The 21,272-nt window shown below is 55.7% G+C and carries 18 protein-coding genes; 9 read left to right on the top strand and 9 right to left on the bottom strand.

Annotated features, from left to right (window positions below):
- Positions 1-43: 43 nt before the first annotated feature.
- The 9 genes from BUB60_RS05180 to gpr all read right to left on the bottom strand — a co-directional run bounded on the left by BUB60_RS05180 (position 44) and on the right by gpr (position 10,802).
- Positions 44-1,207: a peptidylprolyl isomerase gene (locus tag BUB60_RS05180; protein WP_073076583.1), complete on the bottom strand. Its 1,164-nt coding sequence runs from the start codon at positions 1,205-1,207 to the stop codon at positions 44-46.
- Positions 1,208-1,331: 124 nt separating this feature from the next.
- On the bottom strand, positions 1,332-4,835 hold the full coding sequence (gene mfd, locus BUB60_RS05175) for a transcription-repair coupling factor (RefSeq protein ID WP_073076611.1): 3,504 nt from the start codon (positions 4,833-4,835) through the stop codon (positions 1,332-1,334).
- 247 nt (positions 4,836-5,082) lie between these two features.
- Entirely contained in the window at positions 5,083-5,787 is a 705-nt protein-coding gene (gene rsmG / locus BUB60_RS05170; protein WP_073076582.1) for a 16S rRNA (guanine(527)-N(7))-methyltransferase RsmG, read from the bottom strand.
- Between the two features lie 9 nt (positions 5,788-5,796).
- Entirely contained in the window at positions 5,797-6,219 is a 423-nt protein-coding gene (mscL, locus tag BUB60_RS05165) for a large-conductance mechanosensitive channel protein MscL (protein ID WP_073076610.1), read from the bottom strand.
- Between the two features lie 22 nt (positions 6,220-6,241).
- The gene (gene serS, locus BUB60_RS05160) at positions 6,242-7,537 is read right to left on the bottom strand and encodes a serine--tRNA ligase (RefSeq protein WP_073076581.1); all 1,296 of its coding nucleotides are present in this window, start codon (positions 7,535-7,537) and stop codon (positions 6,242-6,244) included.
- Positions 7,530-8,000, bottom strand: coding sequence for a hypothetical protein (locus BUB60_RS05155; protein ID WP_073076580.1), 471 nt, complete (start codon positions 7,998-8,000; stop codon positions 7,530-7,532). The genes serS and BUB60_RS05155 overlap by 8 nt, the downstream gene beginning before the upstream one ends.
- Before the next feature lie 17 nt (positions 8,001-8,017).
- Complete coding sequence (locus BUB60_RS05150) at positions 8,018-8,881, bottom strand: ParB/RepB/Spo0J family partition protein (RefSeq protein WP_073076579.1); 864 nt, start codon at positions 8,879-8,881, stop codon at positions 8,018-8,020.
- A gap of 32 nt (positions 8,882-8,913) precedes the next feature.
- On the bottom strand, positions 8,914-9,687 hold the full coding sequence (locus BUB60_RS05145; protein ID WP_073076578.1) for a ParA family protein: 774 nt from the start codon (positions 9,685-9,687) through the stop codon (positions 8,914-8,916).
- Between the two features lie 209 nt (positions 9,688-9,896).
- Positions 9,897-10,802 carry a GPR endopeptidase gene (gene gpr, locus BUB60_RS05140; protein ID WP_073076577.1) on the bottom strand — a complete coding sequence of 302 codons (906 nt, stop codon included), beginning with the start codon at positions 10,800-10,802 and terminating at the stop codon, positions 9,897-9,899.
- A gap of 164 nt (positions 10,803-10,966) precedes the next feature.
- Between gpr and rpsT the strand changes: the two genes are divergently transcribed.
- The 9 genes from rpsT (at position 10,967) to rnhA (ending at position 20,967) form a co-directional block, all read left to right on the top strand.
- The gene (gene rpsT / locus BUB60_RS05135; protein ID WP_073076576.1) at positions 10,967-11,233 is read left to right on the top strand and encodes a 30S ribosomal protein S20; all 267 of its coding nucleotides are present in this window, start codon (positions 10,967-10,969) and stop codon (positions 11,231-11,233) included.
- A gap of 270 nt (positions 11,234-11,503) precedes the next feature.
- A complete protein-coding gene (gene dnaA, locus BUB60_RS05130) occupies positions 11,504-12,814 on the top strand; it encodes a chromosomal replication initiator protein DnaA (RefSeq protein WP_073076575.1) in 1,311 nt (436 codons plus the stop codon).
- Positions 12,815-13,062: 248 nt separating this feature from the next.
- The gene (gene dnaN / locus BUB60_RS05125; RefSeq protein WP_073076574.1) at positions 13,063-14,181 is read left to right on the top strand and encodes a DNA polymerase III subunit beta; all 1,119 of its coding nucleotides are present in this window, start codon (positions 13,063-13,065) and stop codon (positions 14,179-14,181) included.
- Entirely contained in the window at positions 14,171-14,437 is a 267-nt protein-coding gene (locus tag BUB60_RS05120; RefSeq protein ID WP_073076573.1) for an RNA-binding S4 domain-containing protein, read from the top strand. Before dnaN ends, BUB60_RS05120 begins: the two co-directional genes overlap by 11 nt.
- Entirely contained in the window at positions 14,434-15,537 is a 1,104-nt protein-coding gene (gene recF, locus BUB60_RS05115) for a DNA replication/repair protein RecF (protein ID WP_073076572.1), read from the top strand. The genes BUB60_RS05120 and recF overlap by 4 nt, the downstream gene beginning before the upstream one ends.
- Positions 15,538-15,663: 126 nt before the next feature.
- The gene (gene remB / locus BUB60_RS05110) at positions 15,664-15,924 is read left to right on the top strand and encodes an extracellular matrix regulator RemB (protein ID WP_073076571.1); all 261 of its coding nucleotides are present in this window, start codon (positions 15,664-15,666) and stop codon (positions 15,922-15,924) included.
- A 45-nt stretch (positions 15,925-15,969) separates the two neighbouring features.
- Complete coding sequence (gene gyrB, locus BUB60_RS05105; protein WP_073076570.1) at positions 15,970-17,901, top strand: DNA topoisomerase (ATP-hydrolyzing) subunit B; 1,932 nt, start codon at positions 15,970-15,972, stop codon at positions 17,899-17,901.
- A 42-nt stretch (positions 17,902-17,943) separates the two neighbouring features.
- Positions 17,944-20,487, top strand: a complete 2,544-nt coding sequence (gyrA, locus tag BUB60_RS05100) for a DNA gyrase subunit A (RefSeq protein WP_073076569.1) — start codon at positions 17,944-17,946, stop codon at positions 20,485-20,487.
- Between the two features lie 30 nt (positions 20,488-20,517).
- Positions 20,518-20,967, top strand: a complete 450-nt coding sequence (gene rnhA, locus BUB60_RS05095) for a ribonuclease HI (RefSeq protein ID WP_073076568.1) — start codon at positions 20,518-20,520, stop codon at positions 20,965-20,967.
- The last annotated feature ends 305 nt before the right edge of the window (positions 20,968-21,272 follow it).

The raw sequence follows: 21,272 nt of genomic DNA, 5'->3' as shown, positions 1-21,272 counted from the left end.
AAAAAAACAGGCAGCAGTGCTGCCTGTTTTTTTTATTGCTTTTTTAACCCGCCGCAAAGAGCTTACTGAAATCCAGCGCCTTGTATTTATCGCTGTAGGTAACGTCCATGCTGTTCTGCCAAGTCTCGACGTTGGCGTTGAACATATTGAGCGCCGTAATATATCTTAAGGAATATTGGCCATAGGGAGCGTAACTGGACGGCGTCGAGTCGTAGTTGATCGGGATTCTGTAAATAATGTGGTACCCGAATTCCGACTCCACGAGAGAGGTTGTGTATTTCCCGATCTCCAGCGCTTTTGTCGCGTCCTCAAACTGACTGACCATCTCGCCGCTCTGGAACAGATAGCCCTCGGGGGATTGCTCGACGCCCGGGTCCTGACTGTACTGTTTCATCAGCTGATCGAAGAAACCGTCGAAATCGCTGCCCTGATATGCGTTCAGCTGGTTCAGGATATCCTCCATCTTGGCCTTGACGGCCGCTTTTTCCTCGTCCGTCATCGGTGTCTCATTCCCGGTTTCATCGGTGTTCGTTGTAACCATCAGGATATGCTTGGCCATCAGATATCCGTCCTCGGCGGTATAGTCCGCGACGTCCTGGTCGGAGAGCTTGCTGCCCTTGTCGCCGTACATTGATGTAAAGCAGTCCAGAGCCAGACGGCTGATCTGCTGCAGGTGCGTATAGATATCCTTTGAGCTGTACTGTGACTGCAGCTCCGCAAGGAGCGCCTCCTCGCCTTCGGCCGCCTGGACCTGGGAATCCCAGTCGGCCTGGATGTCGGACTGGTCCTGCTCGCTGAGCGAAATCTTCTGCTGATCGGCGCCGTATTCCACGGCGGCGTTCTGCAGGATTGTCCTGGTGGCGTCATTCAGGATATATTCGGCATATGTTTGCTCGTCCTGATAAGCCGCGGACCAGTCGGTGACCTGATCGCCCTTGGACTGCAGCTGGTAGATATCATAGTTGATGTAATAGAACAGCTCGTCCCAGGTGACGTCTTTCCCGTTGACTGTCATCATGACCGTCTTCGGGTCCAGCGACTTATACGCGCCGGCGATATTCAGCGTCTGTGCCGCCGCGCCTCCGGAAGAGGACGGCGAAGCATCGGGACTGACGAACGGCGACTTTGCCGTTTGGCTGCATCCGGAAAAGACCGAAACGAGCAGGACGGCGCCTGTCAGCAGGACGGTAATTTTCTTATATTTCATTTTTTCCCTCCGTTGTGGTGGCATTGACCGATAAACCTTTCATCAATATACCCCTTTTGGACACCTATGACAATATTAAATACGCATTATTCATTCAAAGTTCATCTTTGAACCCGGCACTTTTTTAAATCGCCTTTCCGTACGCCCTGACAAATTTTGTCGCTTCATCAATGACGTTCGGGGCGCGGAGCTTCAGTGCAATGACCGGGACCGTGCCCGCCTCGATCTTGACCCGGCCTTTGTATTCCGGCATACTGTACAGCGCGGAGACACGATTCATGTCGAAATCGGTCAGCTGCAGCCGCAGCCAGCCGCCTTTTTGCGATATCTCCGAAATTCCGACGGCCGTTGCCTCGCCGCGCAGGAGCGCGATGGAGACAAGGGCCACGGCCTCCTTCGGTGGGTCGCCGTAGCGGTCAATGAGCTCGGCGATCATATCGTCGGCGTCCTCCTCGGTGCGGATGCGGGCGATGCGCCTGTAGAGGTCCATGCGCTGCTCCCCGGAGGGGACATATTTTTCGGGGATATTGGCCGAGACAGAGAGGTCGGCGGCGCAGTCCGTCCGCTTTTCCGGCTTTTCCCCTTTTTCCTCCAGAACGGCCTCCTCCAAAAGCTTTAAGTACATGTCATAGCCGACGCTCATCATGTGGCCCGACTGCTCCGAACCCAAAAGATTTCCCGCCCCGCGGATTTCCAGGTCCCGCATGGCGATCTTGAAGCCGGAGTTGAATTCGGCAAACTCCCGGATCGCCGACAGGCGCTTTTCAGCGATCTCCGTCAGCACCTTGCCTTGCCGGAAGGTGAGGTAGGCAAAGGCACGGCGGGGCGATCGGCCGACGCGGCCGCGGATCTGGTGGAGCTGCGAGAGCCCCAGCTTGTCGGCATCCTCTATAATTAAGGTATTGACGTTGGGGATATCGATCCCCGTTTCAATGATCGTCGTGCAGACGAGCACCTGTATCTCTCCGGCCGCCATCCGTTCCATAACGGCGCCGAGCTGGTCCTCCTCCATCTGGCCATGGCCAACAGCGACGGTGACCCCCTCCAGCATGGCCGAAAGGCGCGATGCCGTCCGCTCGATGTTTTCCACACGGTTGTGGATGTAGTACACCTGCCCCCCGCGGGAAATTTCCCGCCGGATGGCGTCGCAGATGATGCCCCAGTCGTGCTCGAGCACGTACGTCTGCACCGGCTGCCTGTCCCGGGGCGGCTCCTCGATGGTGGACATGTCCCGGATGCCGGACAGTGCCATATTCAGCGTTCTCGGGATCGGCGTGGCCGACAGGGTCAGAACGTCCACCCGCCGGGAAATTTCCTTCAGCCGCTCCTTGTGGGATACGCCGAAGCGCTGCTCCTCATCGACGATGAGGAGCCCGAGCTTTTTGTACACCACGTCCTTTTGCAGCAGGCGGTGCGTGCCGATGATAAGGTCAACCGCGCCCGTTTCGATTTCCTTAACGGCGTTTTTCATCTGCTGCGGCGTCCGGAAACGGCTTAAAACCTCGATTTTTACGGGATAACCCGCAAAGCGGCGCATTGCCGTTACGTAATGCTGCTGGGCCAGGACCGTGGTCGGCACGAGGATCGCCGCCTGATAGCCGTCCAGGATACACTTCATCACCGCCCGGAGCGCCACCTCCGTTTTGCCATAGCCCACATCGCCGCACAAGAGCCGGTCCATCGGGACGGACTGTTCCATGTCGCCCTTGATCTCCTCGATGCATCGCATCTGGTCATCCGTTTCCTGATAGCCGAACTTCTCCTCGAATTCCGTCTGCCAGACGGCGTCGGGGGCGAAGGCGTGGCCCCTGAGGCGCCGCCGCTCGGCGTACAGGGCGATGAGCTCCCTGGCCATCTCCTTTGCCGCGCCCTTAGCCCGCGTTTTTGCTTTTGTCCAGTCGGCGCCGCCCATTTTCGATAGCTTTATGGGCGCGTCCTCGCCGCCGCCGATGTACTTTGAGACAAGGTCCAGCTGGGTGGCGGGGACGTAGAGGCTGTCGGTGCCGGCGTAGGCGATTTTAACGTAGTCCTTCTCGATGCCGTCCACCGGCATTTTAAAGATGCCGACGTAGCGGCCGATGCCGTGGTGCTCGTGCACGACAAGGTCGCCGGGCGACAGGTCCGTAAAGCTCTGGACCCTCTCCCGGTTCGACGGCAGGGCCTTTCTTTTTTTTCGCAGGGAAATGGGCTCTACGAACTGCCCCTCCGTGATGACGGCCAGCCTTGCCACCGGATATTCCATCCCAGCCGACAGTGCGCCGACGGTGATCACGCAGCCGCCGTTCACAGGCAGCTTTTCAAGCTGGGGGTCGACATTCGGGACAATGCCGCGTTCTCTGAGGTAGTCTGCCAGAATTCCCGCCCGGCGCTCGTCCTGGCAGAGGATGACCGTCCTGTAGCCGGTGTTCGCATAATGGGCGATATCCCCCGCCGCCGTCTCCAGGCTGCCCCCGTAGGACGGCAGCTGCTTGGCGGATATATTCAAAAGCGCCTTCGGCCGCACTGGATATTTGCTCGATGTGAAGCTGTCGGCCATCACGACGGCGAAATCCTCGATTTTTCCACAAAACTGCTCCCAGTCCAGGGAAAAACGGACGAGGCTGGCATCGATCACGCCGGCCTCCAGGAGCGTCCTGCTGTCCTCTCCCTGCTGCCACAGGTAGTTTTTCGCGCGCTCGGCAATGCGTCCCGGTTCATTAATTATGATGACGGCTGCGCTGTCGATGTAATCCAGCGCCGTCGCCATTGGATAGAGGAGCTCCATGTATTTGTCCGCCGATTGAAAGCCGCGCCTGTTTTCCAGGCGCTCGATATCGGCGGTAATATTCTTTTTAAGCTCGGAATTCGCGGTTTTCCTCTTTTCGAGATTCTTCAAAAAAGCCTTCAGCGCGCTTTTGAGCCCCTCCTCCCCTGTACCGTGGCCGCCGCTGTACAAAGGCGCGAGCGTCTCGGCTGAGGGCAGGATTTCCGCGGTATCGAGATTTCCCGTCCGGCGCTGGGTCGAAACGTCAAAGCCGGAGAGCGAATCGATCTCGTCGCCGAAAAACTCGCACCGGACAGGCTCGTCGTCCGCCGGCGAAAAGAAATCCAGGATACCGCCGCGCTGGGCAAATTGTCCCGGCCCTTCCACCTGCTCAGACCGGCTGTATCCGCAGCGCAGGAGCAGCTTGACGACGTCCTCCATATCGATAGAAAGCCCCATTTTAAGACTTAAAACGACGCTTTTCATGGCCTCCGGCGCCATTGTCCGCTGCAGCAGGCCGTCGATCGTGGCCACGACGACAGGGGCGCGACCCTGCATCATCCGGCACAGGGCCCGCAGGCGGCGCTGCTCCAGCTGCCGCGATACGCCCTCGGCGTTATAAAAGGTAAATTCCCTCCCGGCCAGCAGCACCGCCGGCTCCGATGTCAAAGCCTCCAGGTCGGACGCCGTCCGGGTCATCTCCATTTCGTCGGCGACAATGACGACAACGGGACAGCCGACGGTACGGCGGACCGCCGCGGCGGCGTGGGACTTGTGGATGCCGTCCAATCCGGAGACGGCAATGGGGCAGCCGCCGCCCTCGATTCTGGCGGCAATCTGCCCGAAACCGATATCGTTGATAATTGATTCTGTCAGTGCACGCATTTGTTCACAGCCGTTTCTGTTAATATTTTCCATACGCTGAACGCGGCACCGCCCCGATAAATGATATATCGGGGGGTACCGGTCATTGTTATTGTTTCACGTGAAACATTTCATTTTGCCATGTCAGTTCGCTCACTTTGCCAGTCCCGCGCATTTTATCATATCATTTCCCGCGCAGGCGGGAATCTACCCCGCGAGTGCGACACCATGGATTCACACATTCACAGGAACGACATTTGAGGGAACCTTACAGCGGACTCTTCTGAATCTTTGCAAACCGCCTTGGATATGCGGTTGGCGTCGGTGAGGTTTTGCGGATCATAACGGCGCGGTGCGCCACGTCGGTTCCGGGGATCGTGTAATCCGCGACCCTTTCAAGCGCGCCGCCGAGCAGCTTTAAGGCATTTTCCGCCCCGCGAAGCTCGGCATCCGAGTCGGCGCTCTTCATGGCGATAAACAAGCCGCCCGGTTTTACAAAGGGCAGGCACAGCTCGCAGAGCATACTCAGCCCGGCCACAGCCCGGGATACCGCCATATCATAGCTGTCCCGCAGACCTGTCAGCGCCGCCTCTTCCGCCCTGACGTGGAGACAGGCAACATCCGGCAATTCAAGGAGCGCACACAGTTCGTCCAGAAAAGCAACTCTTTTCTGCTGTGCGTCCAACAGTGTGAGCTTTATGCTCCGCTGGGCGAGCTTCATGGGCAGGCCCGGGAAGCCGGCGCCGCTGCCGATGTCGATAACGGATTTGCCGGCAAAGCTGTCAAGCGTCAGCAGTGCCAGGCTGTCCAGAAAGTGGAGCTCGGCCACATCCTTCTCGCCGGAGATGGCCGTCAGGTTCATCACGCGGTTTTTCTCTTCAAGAAACTCATAGTAGCGATAAAACGCCGCGGCGTCTTCCTCAGAGAGCGTAAGGCCATATTGTTGAGCGCCTTGAATCAGTATATTCCTCATGGGCACCGTCTATTTATCCTTCTTTTCATTCTGCGCCTTCAAAAGGTCGCAGATCTCCGCCAGCAATAGCTCTTCTCTGGTGGGAACAACCGGCGCCGGCGGTGCTTCCTCCTGCTTTTTCTTCAGTCTGTTGATTGCTTTGACAAAGAGAAAGACAATAAAAGCGAGAATAACGAATTCAACAACTGTATTAATGAAATTGCCGATGTTGAAATTGATGACCTCCGTCTGCCCGAAAAAACGCGGAAGCTCAATGGTCCATTTTGAAAAATTGACACCGCCGGTAAACATGCCGATGACCGGCATGGCAATATCCGTAACGAGTGAGGAGACGATCTTGGAGAATGCGGCGCCGATAATCACGCCGACAGCCAGATCAATCACATTACCCTTGACGGCAAAGGTCTTAAATTCCGCTGCCAGCCTTTTCATTTTTGACGTTTCATGCTTCATACTATTTACACTGAGGCCGGATGATTTCCATGCCGCCCAAATACTTTCGCAGCACCTCGGGGATCACGACGCTGCCGTCCTTCTGCTGATTCTGTTCGACGAGGGCCGGCAGAATGCGGCTGGTGGCAAGGCCTGAGCCGTTTAGTGTGTGGACAAATTCCGTTTTGCCCGTGACCTCGCGCTTAAAGCGGATCATGCCGCGCCGGGCCTGATACTCCCGGGCGTTTGAGACGGAGGAAACTTCCTTATAACCCTGCATGGAGGGAATTTGAATCTCGATATCATACGTGCGCGCCATAGAAGCCGAGCAGTCGCCGGCCGCCAGCTTGACGGTCCTGAAGTGGAAACCGAGTCCCTTAACGAGAGCCTCCGCCTTTCCGACGAGCTCTTCAAAGGCCGCGTCGGAATCCTCAGGCTTTGTGTACTGCACCATTTCAACCTTATTGAACTGATGGCCGCGCACCATGCCGCGCTCATCGGCCCTGTAGGAGCCGGCTTCGCGCCGGAAGCAGGGCGTGTAGGAGATGTATTTCCGGGGCAGGTCCGCTTCGGCAAGAATTTCGTCCCGGTGGAGAGAGACGAGCGCTGTCTCCGCCGTCGGCAGCATGAAGCGCCGCCGTTCGTCCTCGCTGCTGTCCAGCCAGAAAACGTCCTCCTCAAACTTTGGGAATTGCCCGGCCGTCAGGCCGCACTCATAGCCCAGCATGTGCGGCACCAGCACCAGCTCATAACCATCGCCCAAATGCGTGTCTATAAAATAATTGAGGAGCGCCCACTCTAGCCGGGCGCCCATGCCGCGATAGATCCAGAAGCCGCTGCCGGAGAGCTTGACGCCCCGCACGTAGTCGATAAGCCCGAGATTTGTACAAAGGTCCACATGATTTTGCGGTTGAAAGTCGAAAACGTGGGGCTCCCCAAAATACCGGATCGGCTTGTTGTTCTCCTTCCCGCCCGGCTCAAGATCGCCGTCGGGCAGATTCGGGAGACCGAGCATCAGCGTGTTGTACTCGCTCTCTACCTCCTTCAGCTTTGCCTCAGCCGCCTTGATGGACTCTTTCAGCTCATTCATCTGTGAAAACAGCGCGGTTGTGTCCGCGCCTTCTTTTTTCAGCTGCGGAATCTGCTTGGATATCCTGTTCTGCTCGGCCTTGCCGTTGTCCGTTTTGGAGATCAGCTCGCGCCGCAGGCCGTCCAGCGTCATTATCCTGTCCACCGCAGCATTACAATTAATTTCCTTGTTGAGGAATCTTGCCTTAATTTCCTCAGGATTTTCTCTGATCAATTTAATGTCAACCATGCGTCTTCCCCTTGCTCCCGCTCTTTTCAACAAGCTCGTTATATTTCGCCTGCAGGTCGTTATAGGCCGCCTGGTCGGCGTCCTTCACGCTCTGCACGTCGTTTTGCCATTGCTGCTTGATATCCTCGATCTGTTTTTCCAGGTCGTCCACCTGCGACTGAAGATCGGAAATCTGCTTCTTGTCGGTATCGCTTTCAGATTTCAGCTGCAGGTTCGTACTCTGCAGATTCTCAATATTCAGCTGCGCCGAGGCGTTTTTTTCGTTCAGCGAGCTTATTTCCGAATTGTTGCGCTGCTGCATGAAATACGACAGCAGCGTGAACAGTACCACCACAAGAAAAAGCGCGGCGATATAGACGTAGACGGATTTTTTTGACTTCTCCGTCCTGGCCTTGTCCTGCGCGGCAGGTTCCGGCGGCATCTCGCTCAACGCCTCCGCCAGCCCGTCTGATCTTTTTACCATTTTGTCCACTTCCCGTTTCAGGCCTGAAGAGAGGACAGCAATTCAAAAAGCCGTTCGAAGTCTTCCCGGTCATAGTATTCGATTTCAAATCGTCCCTTATGTTTTCCTTCTACTATTTTAACGCGGCGGCCAAGGGTTTTAGTCAGCCTGTTCTCAAGTTCTTCAACATAATTGACGATGACGCCGTCATTGCCGGCCTGGTCGCGCTCCGGCTTTTCTTTTTTTATGGTCTTGACCAGCTTCTCCGCATCGCGGACGGTCATGTTGTTCTCCGCAATCTTAAGCGCCGCAGCCTGCATCTGCGCTTCGCTGTCCAGCGATAAAAGCGTCCTGGCCGATCCCACCGACAGCTCGCCGGACTCCAGCTTTTTCAGGAGATTCGGCGGCAGGGACAAAAGCCTCAGGGCATTTGCCACCACGGGCCGCGATTTGCTGACGCGGCGGGCAACCTCCTCCTGTGTCATACCATAATCCGACATGAGCTTTTTATAGCCCGTCGCCTCCTCCACGGGGTTCAGGTTTTCTCGCTGGAGGTTTTCGACCATTGCCAGCTCCGTGGCCTTTTTGTCGTCGGCGTCAATAATGCGGGCCGGAACCTCGCTGAGACCCGCCAGCCTGGACGCACGCCAGCGGCGTTCGCCGGCAATGATCTGATAATAGCCGCTGCCGATACTCCTGACGGTCAGCGGCTGAAGGACGCCGTGCTCTCTGATGGACTCGGCAAGCTCGCCAAGTCCTTCCTCATCAAATATATTTCTGGGCTGGTCACTGCGCGGTTCCACCTTCGCAATGGGCAAGTAAACAAAATCGTTGGGAATCGCGTCGAATACCGCATCCCCGAAAAGCGCGCCGAGACCCGTTCCAAGTCCCTTTTCCGCCATATTATTCTCTCCTTATGGTTCTTTACGCCTGGCTACCGCACAGGTACCGGCCTGTTTCGCCGCATAAATTCTTTTGCCAACTCCATATACGTCACGGCACCGCGGGAGGTCCGGTCATACACCAGAACAGGGATGCCGTGGCTTGGCGCTTCGGAAATTCGGACGTTGCGCGGAATGACGACATTATAGACCTTATTTTTAAAAAACTTTTTAACTTCCTCCGCAACCTGCATCGAAAAATTTGTGCGCGCGTCGTACATCGTCATAAGGACGCCTTCGATTTCCAATGCTGGATTGAGGGCCTTTTTCGTCATCCGAATTGTCGAAATGAGATCCGTCAATCCTTCCAGCGCGAAATACTCACACTGTACGGGGATCATGACGGCATCCGCGGCGCACAGCGCATTCAATGTCAGCATCTCCAATGACGGCGGACAGTCTATAAATATGTAATCGTACTTCTGCTTCATGTCCGCTAAAGCATTTTTCAGTACAAACTCCCGTTTATCCGCATTGACGAGCTCGATGCCCGCGCCGGACAGTATCGCGTTGGACGGCAGGACGTCGCCGTACTTTGTGCCGACGACGGCCTTTTCTGCATTGACACCGTCGACCAACACATTGTACAGATTCGGCGACGCCGTATTTTTATCAATACCCATGCCGGATGTGCAGTTTCCCTGAGGGTCTATATCGCACAGCAGAACCTTTGCACCGGCTTCCTTAAGAGCACAGCAGAGATTCACGCATGTTGTCGTTTTTCCAACGCCGCCTTTTTGATTGGCAACAGCGATTGTTTTTCCCATGTTTCACCTCCGCTGGCTGATTGCTTCATCAATTATAGCATACTGGAAGTTGTTTTCAAGGAAAAAAGTAAATAATATTCCAGAAATAAATCTTATGCTTTTGTCCGCGCAGCACAACAGCGTGAAATTTTCGGCAAAGTTTCACGTGAAACATTTTATCGATTTAGATCGCTACCTTATAAAATCAGACTCTACTAATTAATAAGGTATCAACTCAGGAACATGTTGATGTCCTCGATCTCCAGATCCTTGTGCAGGGCGAGATTGATGCCGTAACCGATAAGCTTTGAAATATCGCTGACGTTATTGTCTATCTCCTTAGGCGTAACGATCATGGAGCCTCCGAACTGCGACAGGTCCTCCGGATTTAAGTCCTTCGCGCCGGCCTGCTCGGCAAGATCCGCCGCCAGAGTACCGGCGTCTACCACAGTGGGGACGCCTATGGCCGTTACCGGGACGCCAAGCGTCTCTTTGCTGATAGCCGCGCGGCTGTTGCCGACGCCGGAGCCCGGGACAATCCCCGTATCGGCCAGCTGGACGGTGCGGCACACACGCGCCAGCTTGCGGGACGCCAAAGCGTCCACCACGATCACCTGGTTGGGCTTCAGTCTTTCCGCCACAGCCTTAATGAACTCGGCGCTTTCGATACCGGTCGTCCCCAACACACCGGACACCAGCACGGAAACGCGGCGCACGGAGCCGAACTCCTCAGGCATCTTCTCAACGAGATGACGCGTTACCATGGTGTTTTTCGCCGTTTGCGGACCAATGGCATCCGGCGTGATAGCGTCGTTGCCAAGGCCGACGACAAGAACACTGTCGCCGTCCCCCAGCTTCATAATCTCGGCGATCTGGCGACCCAGCGTTTCCGCGCCCAAGGTAAAAGCATTGTCTTCCCGGCGCACCAGCTTGTCGATTTCCATAGTGATATATGTGCCGACGGGCTTGTTAAGGGCCTGGGCGCCCTCGTCGTCCAAAATCTCTACCGTCGTTATCTTAAAGCCGTTATCCTCCGTATCCCGCGATTTAACACCCTTGAGCTCCGTCGTTTTTTCGGCACTCTCTTTCCAGATCTCCTTTGCCTCCACGGCAAGGTCGGTACGTTTTGTCCACATAATTGTTATTCCTCCCGGCATTTTGAAATTATTTTCTGCAAAATAGCCGGTACTATGCTAAAATATATAGGAATGTACTTGATTATTATAAATTGATATGGTACAATCGTAATCCGCACAACTGACACAGCTTGTGACGTTATAGGAGGAGGTGGCTAAGAAATATGCCCAATATTAAGTCTGCTGAAAAGAGAGTACTCGTCGCCAAGGAGCGCAACGCCAGAAACAAGGCGGCCAAGTCAGAGCTCAAAACAAGCCTGAAGAAATTTGATACGGCGGTGTCCGAGGGTAACCAGGAAGCAGCCGAAAGCGCCTATAAAGTTGCTGTAAAGACTGTGGATCAAGCGGCAACCAAGGGCCTTATTCATAAGAATAACGCAGCGCATAAAAAAAGCAGCCTGACAACGAAGCTGAACAGCATAAAGCAGTAAATCTCAATGATATATCAGGAAAGCGGGGGGAAAGCCCCCGCTTTCTTTTTTTACGATTCTCCGGAGTCCGACGTTTCCTTTATTAATTGTATACAGAGTAAAACGCTTGCTTTTGTGGTCATTTTTTGATACTATAAGAAGGAGCGGCTGTATGTGTTCCTGCTGTTTTGGGTTATTCAGCTTCGGATGAACCGGCGCTTATTTTTCGCAGCGGTCAGCTGAAAGGGACCGTTTTTCTTTTTTACGATTCTCCGAAAGGATGGAAGATTAATGAATTCAGCTTCCGATGTCTGGAATAAGGTGCTTAAGATTCTAGGGAGCGAACTGACGACCACGGCGATCACAACCTGGTTCGACGATTGCAAGGCCGTGGAGATCACCGACAACAGACTCGTCATCTACACGCCCTCAAATTTTAAAAAGGATGTCATTGAAGGCCGCTTTCTCGGCTCGCTGAAAAACGCGCTCCGGGAAATATTTTCGGGCGATTTCGACGTACTCGTCCTCGGTGAGGGAGAATTCGACTCATTCAAGCCCAAGGGCGCCTCAGGCCATGACCCGGCGGAGGAGGAATACACCTTTGAGCGCTTTGTCGTCGGCAATTCGAATAAATTCGCTCACGCGGCGGCCAAGGCCGTGGCCGAAGGACAGATCAAAAACTTCAATCCTCTTTTTATATACGGAGATTCCGGCCTGGGCAAGACGCATCTTTTGCACGCCATCCGGCACGCCGTGTCCGAAAAGCATCCGGAGTACAATATCGTTTATGTCAAGGGCGATGATTTTACAAACGAGCTGATCCATGCCATTCAGGTGGGCAAAAACGTCGAGTTCCGCGAAAAATACCGCGTGGCCGACCTTTTTCTTATGGACGACATTCAGTTCATCGCGGGAAAAATCCAGACGCAGGAGGAATTTTTCCACACCTTCAACACGCTGTACGAGGCCAACCGCCAGATTGTCTTCACCTCGGACCGGCCGCCCAATGAAATGATGCGGCTTGAAGACCGCCTGAAAACGCGCTTTGAATCCGGGCTTTTGGCCGATATTCAGCCGCCCGATTACGAAACGCGTATGGCCATCATCAAAAACAAAGCCCAGCAGCTGGGCTTGTTTCTGCCGGACGACGTCTCAAATTACATCGCCGAAAATATGACCTCCAACGTCCGTCAGATCGAGGGCGCCGTCAAAAAGGTCATGGCATACCGCGACCTGATGAACGACAGCATTACGGTTTCCTCTGTGTCGAAGGCCATTAAAGACATGTTCAAGGAGAAAACAGAATTTACGCCAACCTCCGACCTTATTATCGACGAGACGGCAAAATATTACTCTCTCACCTCGGACGACCTGAAGGGCCAGAGAAGAACACGCAATACCGCACTGGCGCGGCAGATATCCATGTATCTTATCAGAAAGCTTACAAATCTTTCTTTAAAGGATATCGGCGACCTGTACGAGGGGCGTGACCATACGACGGTCCTGTCGTCGATCCGCCGGATCGAAAGCGAACTCAAGTCTTCCGCGCCGTTCAATCAAACCATCAAGGATATCACCGCGAACATCAATTCCAGAAGCTGATTTTCCACATTGTCCGTGGTTATCGTGTGAACTTTTGTGTATAACCGTCGAGGGCGCGCGGATGTGGACAAAAACCGAAAGTTTTTCCACATTTCCCACGCGCCGGGAAATCCTGAAATTTCAGCAATATTTCACGTTTCCCACAATTTCTCGTACTACTGCTTCTGTTACTGAAAATATATATATATTCTTTCTGTCTGTCATTCATGCCTTATTTTTCTGACAAGCGGAGAAAGGAAAAGAGAACGATGAAATTTACGGTAGAAAAGAACCTGCTGCAGGCCGCGATCACAACGGCGTCGCGCGCTTCCGCCGCAAAAAGCGCGGTGCCGGCTCTGGAAGGTCTTCTTGTCGAAGCTGCCGGAAACAACGTTAAAATCTCCGGTTACGATTTGAAAACAGGGATCATTACCTCTGTCCCTGCGGACGTCACGAGCGAGGGGGCCATTGTGCTCAGCGCCCGGTTGTTTGGGGAAATCATCCGAAAGCTTCCGGATAACATCGTCTCGATGGCGGCGGACGAGAGCCTGATGACGAAAATCGAATGCGGCATGAGCGAATTTCAGATTCTGGGCACGCCCTCGGCCGATTATCCCGATCTGCCGGTCGTCGATTATCAGCGGACGATTACAATCTCTGAAAAAAACCTCAAAAGTATGATCGCCCAGACAAATTTCGCCGTCAGCGACAACGAATCGCGGCCGATTCACACCGGGGCGCTCTTTGAGGCGGAAAAAGGCCAGCTGACAATTGTGGCCGTGGACGGATACCGCCTGGCCCTACGCCGGGAGCAGCTTGAAAATTTCGACGGGTCGATGCTCAGCTTCGTCGTCCCCGGCTCGGCCCTCGGCGAGGTGGAAAAAATCGTGTCGGACGCGGAGAATCCCGTTTCGATCACGCTGGGCTCCAAGCATATCATGTTCGTCATTGGCGGTACAATACTCATTTCGCGGCGGCTTGAGGGTGAATTCCTCAATTATAAAAATTCGATCCCGCATACTGAAAAATATACCATTGAGGTGGACCGGCGCGCTTTTGTCGATGCAGTGGAGCGCGTATCTCTCATCATTAACGACAAGCTGAAGAGTCCCGTCCGCTGCACATTCTCCGACGGCGTTATCAAAATTCTGTCCAGCACGGCCCTGGGCAGGGCCAGCGACGAGTGCCCGGTAAAGGGCGACGGCGAGGAGCTCGAAATCGGTTTCAACGATAAATACCTGCTGGAGGCGCTGAAGGCTGCCCCGGCCGACCAGGTCCGGATCAAGATCACCTCCGGCATTTCCCCGTGTGTTATCATCCCCGCCGACGGGAGCAGCAATTTTCTATATATGATCCTGCCGGTCCGCCTGAAGGCCAATGAAGGTTAAGGTTCGGAAGGCCGGCGATAAAAGCCCGAAGCCGATTGCCATCGACAGCGAGTTCATCCGGCTGGACGCACTTTTAAAATTCGCCGCCGTCACACAGACGGGCGGCGAGGCAAAGCTTTTGATTCAAGACGGCCTCGTCACTGTCAATAACGAGGTCTGCACACAGCGGGGGAAGAAAATCCGGCCGGGCGATGTGGTGTCTGTTGAAGGCACCGCCCTGAAAATCGTCGCTGCCGGCAAGGAAACGCTTGAATGAACGTCAGGCAGATAACGCTTAGAAATTTCCGCAACTATTCGGAATTTGAAACCGAATTTACCGATAAGGTAAACGTCATCATCGGAGACAACGCCCAGGGAAAGACAAATCTCCTTGAAGCTGTTTATTTTATGTCCGCCGGGCGGTCCTTCCGGGCGAAAAGTGACCGGGAGCTGATCAGCTTTGACAGCGACGCGGCCTATATCCGCGCTGATATCTCCGCCGGCGGCCGCGAACAAAAGCTCGAAGCGTACCTCTTCCGGCAAAAGCGGCGCCAGCTTCTGGCAAACGACGTAAAGCTCCGGACCGCGGGCGAGCTCTGCGGGCGGCTGCGGGCCGTGCTGTTTTGCCCCGACGACTTGCAGATGGTCCGGGAGGGGGCGGCCGTACGGCGCCGGCTCATGGACAGCTGCCTGTGCCAGCTGCGTCCCCGCTACGCCGCCGCACTGACGGAAAATAACAGGCTCCTGGAACACAAAACGCGCATATTGCGGGATCACCATGAGAAGCCGTCTTTACTCTACACCCTGGACGATTTTGACCTGCGCCTGGCCCAAACCGGTGCGGAGCTTATATACTACAGAGCAGCATACGCTGCTCTGCTCTCTGAAAAGGCCTCGAAAATACACAGGGAGTTCTCCGGCGGCAGGGAAAACCTGACACTGACTTACAAAACGGTCAAAACGATCCCCGATCCGCGAAAAAAACCGGCGGAGCTTCTGCCGCATCTCCAGGAGCATCTCCGGGACCACCGCCGCGCCGAGCTGGAAACGGGCACATGCCTGTCAGGGGCCCACAAGGACGATCTGGAGATCGACATCGACGGCATACCCGCCAGGAGCTTTGCCTCCCAGGGGCAGGCCAGGACGGCGGCCCTCTCCGTCAAGCTTGCCGAGAGGGAAATCCACTATGACGACGGCGGGGAATACCCCCTGCTCCTTCTGGACGACGTTTTATCGGAGCTGGATATGACCCGGCAAAACTTCGTTTTGAATAAAATCGGCGAAGGGCAGGTATTCATCACCTGCTGTGAGGACGGACGCCTCAAGTCCCGCACCGGCGGAAAAGTTTTGCACATTGACGGCGGCAGGCTTGCCTGAAACCGGCACGGCCGGGTTTTTCGGCGCTGTTTTTATAGATCAGGTCCGTTTTTGGCTACAATTACTTTGATATCCCGGCGCATGAACGGCTTAAACGCAGCTTGCTGCGCGAAGGAGGAAAACGCGATGTATCTGCATCTTGGCCAGGACGTTGTCGTGCCGATAAAGTCTGTGCTCGGCATTTTCGACCTGGACAACACCACAGGCTCGCAAATCACCCGCACGTTTTTAAAAAATGCCGAAAAAGCGGGTCAAATCGTCAACATTTCCGACGACCTGCCGAAATCGTTTATCGTCTGCTCGGACGACGGTCAGATGAAAATATACCTGTCGCAGCTGGCGTCGTCAACGCTTCTCAAACGCAGCGAAACGATGCGTTTTGAATAACGGTGCCGCGGCAATAAGCGCAATACGAGCGAAGGAGATAGTTCCATGTCCGATATGAAAAACAAAGTGACCCATGAATACGACGCCTCGCAGATCCAGGTGCTTGAGGGGCTGGAAGCCGTCCGCAAGCGGCCGGGTATGTACATCGGCTCGACGTCCGTATCGGGACTTCATCATCTTGTCTACGAAATTGTGGATAACTCCATCGACGAGGCCCTGGCGGGCTTCTGCACCGATATTTCCGTCATCATCGGGGAGGGCGACGTCATTACGGTCGTCGACAACGGCCGCGGCATCCCGGTGGATATCCAGGAGCAGACGGGAAAAAGCGCGCTGGAGGTCGTCTTTACGGTCCTGCACGCCGGCGGCAAGTTCGGCGGCGGCGGCTATAAGGTCTCCGGCGGCCTGCACGGCGTCGGCGCGTCCGTCGTGAACGCGCTCTCCGAATGGCTGACCGTGCAGGTGCACCTGAACGGAAACATCTATGAAATGAGATTCTGCCGCGGCGATATCACGCAGCACCTGACCGTTGTCGGCCAAACCGACAAAACCGGTACGACGGTCACCTTCAAGCCGGACAGCCAGATTTTTGACGAGCTCGGTTTCAACTATGATACCCTTCTGACGCGCATGCGCGAACAGGCCTTTCTAAATGCCGGCCTGAGAATACGCACCGTCGACGAGCGCCCCGGCTGCGAGGCCAGGGACGAGATGTGCTATGAGGGCGGTATCCGCGAGTTTGTGACCTACATCAACAGAAACAAGGAGCCGCTGCATCCGGAAGTCATTTATTTTTCCGGCACCAGGGACGATTCTATGGCGGAGGTCGCTCTTCAGTATAACGACAGCTACAACGAGCTTCTGCTGAGCTTTGCCAACAACATCCACACGCCGGAGGGCGGCATGCACGAGACCGGCTTCAAGACGGCGCTCACCCGCGTGCTCAACGATTACGGCAAAAAGAATAATTTCCTCAAAAACGACGACAAGGTCTCCGGCGAGGACTGCCGGGAAGGCCTCACCGCCGTCATTTCCGTCAAGCTGACGGAGGCCCAGTTCGAGGGCCAGACGAAAGCCAAGCTCGGCAACAGCGAGATACGCACCCTTGTGGATAACATCGTGTCCGACAAGCTGATGGAATTCCTCGAGAAAAACCCTATCATTGCCAAGACGATTCTCGACAAGGCGCTCACGGCCTCCCGCGCGAGAGAGGCCGCCCGAAAGGCCCGGGAAAATATCCGGCGCAAAAACGCGCTGGAGGGTATGGCTCTGCCCGGCAAGCTGGCCGACTGCAACGAAAGCGACGCCTCCCTCACCGAGATCTACATTGTTGAGGGAGATTCGGCCGGAGGCAGCGCCAAGGGTGGCCGGGACAGCCGCTTTCAGGCCATCCTGCCGCTGTGGGGAAAGATGCTGAATGTGGAAAAAGCGCGGGCCGACAAGGTCTACGGCAACGATAAGCTGACGCCCGTCATCACGGCGCTGGGCGCCGGCATCGGCGAGGATTTTGACGAATCAAAGCTCCGGTACCACAAAGTCATCATCATGGCCGATGCCGATGTGGACGGCAGCCATATCCGGACGCTGCTCCTCACCTTCTTCTTCCGCTTTATGCGCCCCCTGGTCGAAGGCGGCTACGTTTACGCGGCCCAGCCGCCGCTGTATAAGCTGGTGCGCGGCAAAACGATCCGGTACGCTTACAGCGACGAGGAACGCGACAGAATTTCCGCAGAGATGCGCGGCGAGGACGGGCGAGGCAAGGTCGACATCAGCCGGAACAAAGGTCTCGGCGAGATGGACCCTCACGAGCTGTGGGAGACAACGATGGACCCCACAACACGCATCCTCAAGCGCGTCGAGATGACCGACGCCGTCCTGGCCGACGAGATCTTTACCATCCTGATGGGCGAAAAGGTCGAGCCCCGCAAGGAGTTTATCGAAAAGAACGCCAAGTATGTGCAAAACCTGGACAAATAAAAAGACATCCAGTAACACTACTCCCGGGAAAGGTTTGATATAATGGCACGAAAGGAAAATAACCAGGAGGACATTCGGTTCCCTGACCAGAAAATCGTCGTTTCGCCGCTCGAAGAAGAGATGCAGAACTCGTATATCGACTACGCCATGTCCGTCATCGTCAGCCGGGCCCTGCCCGACGTGCGTGACGGCCTGAAGCCTGTGCACCGGCGTATCCTTTACTCGATGTATGAGGATAACCTGACCAACGACAAGCCGTTCAGAAAGTCGGCCACCGCCGTCGGTAACGTGCTGGGCCGGTACCATCCCCACGGCGACGCTTCGGTGTACGACGCCCTTGTTCGGCTGGCGCAGGATTTCTCCATGCGCTATACCCTTGTGGATGGCCACGGCAACTTCGGTTCCATCGACGGCGACCCCCCGGCTGCTTACCGATACACGGAAGCCAGAATGTCGAAGATATCCAACGAGCTTTTGCGCGACATCGAGAAGGAAACGGTGGACTGGGACCCGAACTTCGACGAGCAGCGGAAGGAGCCGCGGGTGCTGCCCAGCCGCTTCCCGAACCTCCTCGTCAACGGTTCCTCCGGCATTGCCGTCGGCATGACGACGAATATCCCGCCCCACAATCTGCGGGAGGTCATCGACGCCACGATCTGCGTTATCCGCAATGAAGACGCGGACCTGGACGAGATCATGGAATATATCAAGGGTCCCGATTTCCCCACAAAGGGCATCATCATGGGCCGGGCCGGCATCCGCGCCGCCTATGCCACGGGCCGGGGCCGCATCCACGTGCGGGCCAGGACCGAGTTGGAGGAGTTCAGCCAGGGCCGCACGCGCATCATCGTCACCGAGCTGCCCTACATGGTCAACAAGGCGCGGCTCATCGAGTCCATTGCCGACCAGGTGAAAAATAAAAAGATCGAGGGCATTTCCGCCCTCCGAGACGAGACCGACCGCGACGGCATGCGCGTCGTCATCGAGCTCAAGCGCGACGCCAATCCCCAGGTCGTTTTAAACCGCCTGTACGCGTCCACCCAGTTCCAGACGACGTTTGCCATCGTCCTGCTGGCGCTTGTGGATAACCAGACGCAGCCCAAGGTCCTGACGCTCAAGCAGATTCTTGACGAATATATCGTCTTCCAGCGGGAGATCATCCGCCGCCGGACCGAGTATGACCTCAAAAAAGCCCGGGAACGCGCGCACATTCTGGAAGGCCTGCGCATCGCGGTGGATAACATCGACGAAGTGATCCGCATCATCCGAACGAGCTATAACGACGCCAGGGAGCGCCTGATGGAGCGCTTCAATCTGTCCGAGATCCAGGCGCAGGCCATTCTTGAAATGCAGCTGCGGCGCCTGCAGGGCCTGGAGCGCGAAAAGATCGAGAGCGAATATCAGGAGCTCATGGAGAAGATCGCCTACTTCCTGCGGCTCCTGTCCGATGAAGAGCTGTTAAAATCCGTCCTTGTCGAGGAGCTCACCGAGATCAGGGAAAAATACGGCGACGACAGGCACACCGAAATCGCCCTCGTGGAGGACGAGATCGATATCGAGGACCTCATCGACGAGGAAGAGTGCGTCTACACGCTGACCCACGCCGGCTACATCAAGCGCATGCCGGCCAACACCTACAAGGCCCAGCGCCGAGGCGGCCGCGGCATTACCGCCATGACGACCCGGGAAGAGGACTATGTGGAAACCGTCTTCACCGCCTCGACCCACGATTATATCCTGTTCTTCACGAATTTCGGCCGGGCTTACCGCAAAAAGGGGTACCTGATCCCGGAGTCGGGGCGCCAGGCCAAGGGCACCAACATCGTCAATATCATTCCGCTGCAGGTGGGTGAAAAGGTTTCGGCCATGATCCACATGCGCGATTTTGAAGAAGAGGTTTATTTCGTCATGGTCACGCGGGGCGGCACAGTCAAGCGTATGGCGATGACCGCGCTGAAAAACATCCGGAATGTCGGCATCCGCGCCATCACGCTGGACGAGGACGACGAGCTGATCTCTGTCCGCGAGACGGACGGCAGTCAGAAAATCCTCATCGCTACTCACGACGGCATGGCCATATGCTTCTGTGAGACGGACCTGCGCCCCATGGGCCGTATGGCGTCCGGCGTCCGGGGCATCCGCCTGAGAAAAGGCGACTATTGCGTCGGCGCGGCGCGCACCCGCGACAGCGGCTCCGTGCTGACCGTTACCGAAAAGGGTTACGGCAAGCGCACGCCGATTGAGGAATACCTGCGCGGCGTCGTGTGCGAGGGCGCCGAGCGCGAGGCGCAGAACCGCGGCGGCCTCGGCCTCAAAAACTATAACATTACCGAAAAAACCGGCAAGGTGGCCGACGTCAAGATCGTCGACGACAGCGACGATATCCTGATCATCTCCGACGACGGCACGATTATCCGCATGGCGGCCGCCGACATCAGCACTTACAGCCGTGCCACCCAGGGCGTCAAGCTCATGCGTATCGGCGAGGATGCCCGCGTCATCTCCATCGCCAGAACAGAAAAAGACGAAGACATCGGCGAGAAGGATAATGAATCCGAAGCAATCCCGGACGAAACAGAAGAATAAGCCGCAGGGGCGAATAAGGTTGGTACAGCAATGAAAAACGTCACCATCTATACCGACGGCGCGTGCAGCGGCAATCCCGGCCCCGGGGGCTGGGGCGCGATACTGCAGTATGGGGAAAAATCGAAGGAGCTTTCCGGCGGCCATCCTGAGACGACGAACAACCGCATGGAGCTCATGAGCGTCATCGCCGCGCTGGAGGCGCTGAAAGAGCCGTGCAAGGTCGACTTGTATTCTGATTCTCAGTATATTGTCAACGCGATTAACGAGGGCTGGCTCGCCTCCTGGCAAAAGCGCGGCTGGCGGCGCAAGGAGGGGGAGGTAAAAAACCTCGACCTCTGGCAGCGGCTCGTCCCCTTGCTCGAGACCCACGAGGTCGCCTTCAACTGGGTCAAGGGCCACGCCGAAAACGAATTCAACAACCGCTGCGACGAGCTCGCCGTCGGCGAACGGCTGAAGTTCGCGGTTAAAATAAGCGGTTAAAAGCAAATACCATCCGCCTGTGCGGATGGTATTTCAGTTTGTCGAAAAATCCGTATATAGAGGGGAAGGCCTCGCAGAGTTTGCCGCCGGAGCGGCAAATAAATTTACGATTTGTCACGCAGGAGGACATGTGCCTCCGGAGTGACTCTTCTCATGCAGCGCGCGGCTGAGCGCACTGCATGCATCCCCTTGTCGATAAAGCCCAAAGGGTTTTATCGATAGACTGAAATACCATCCGTCTGTGCGGATGGTATTTTTATATCAGTATATACGGCGTGATACTACAGCAGCATGAAATCCGAGGA

It is taken from the genome of Sporobacter termitidis DSM 10068, assembly GCF_900130065.1.
GTDB lineage: Bacteria > Bacillota > Clostridia > Oscillospirales > Oscillospiraceae > Sporobacter > Sporobacter termitidis.
The sequence above is the reverse complement of the archived record's forward strand: the minus strand, read 5'-3'. Positions and strand labels throughout refer to the sequence as shown.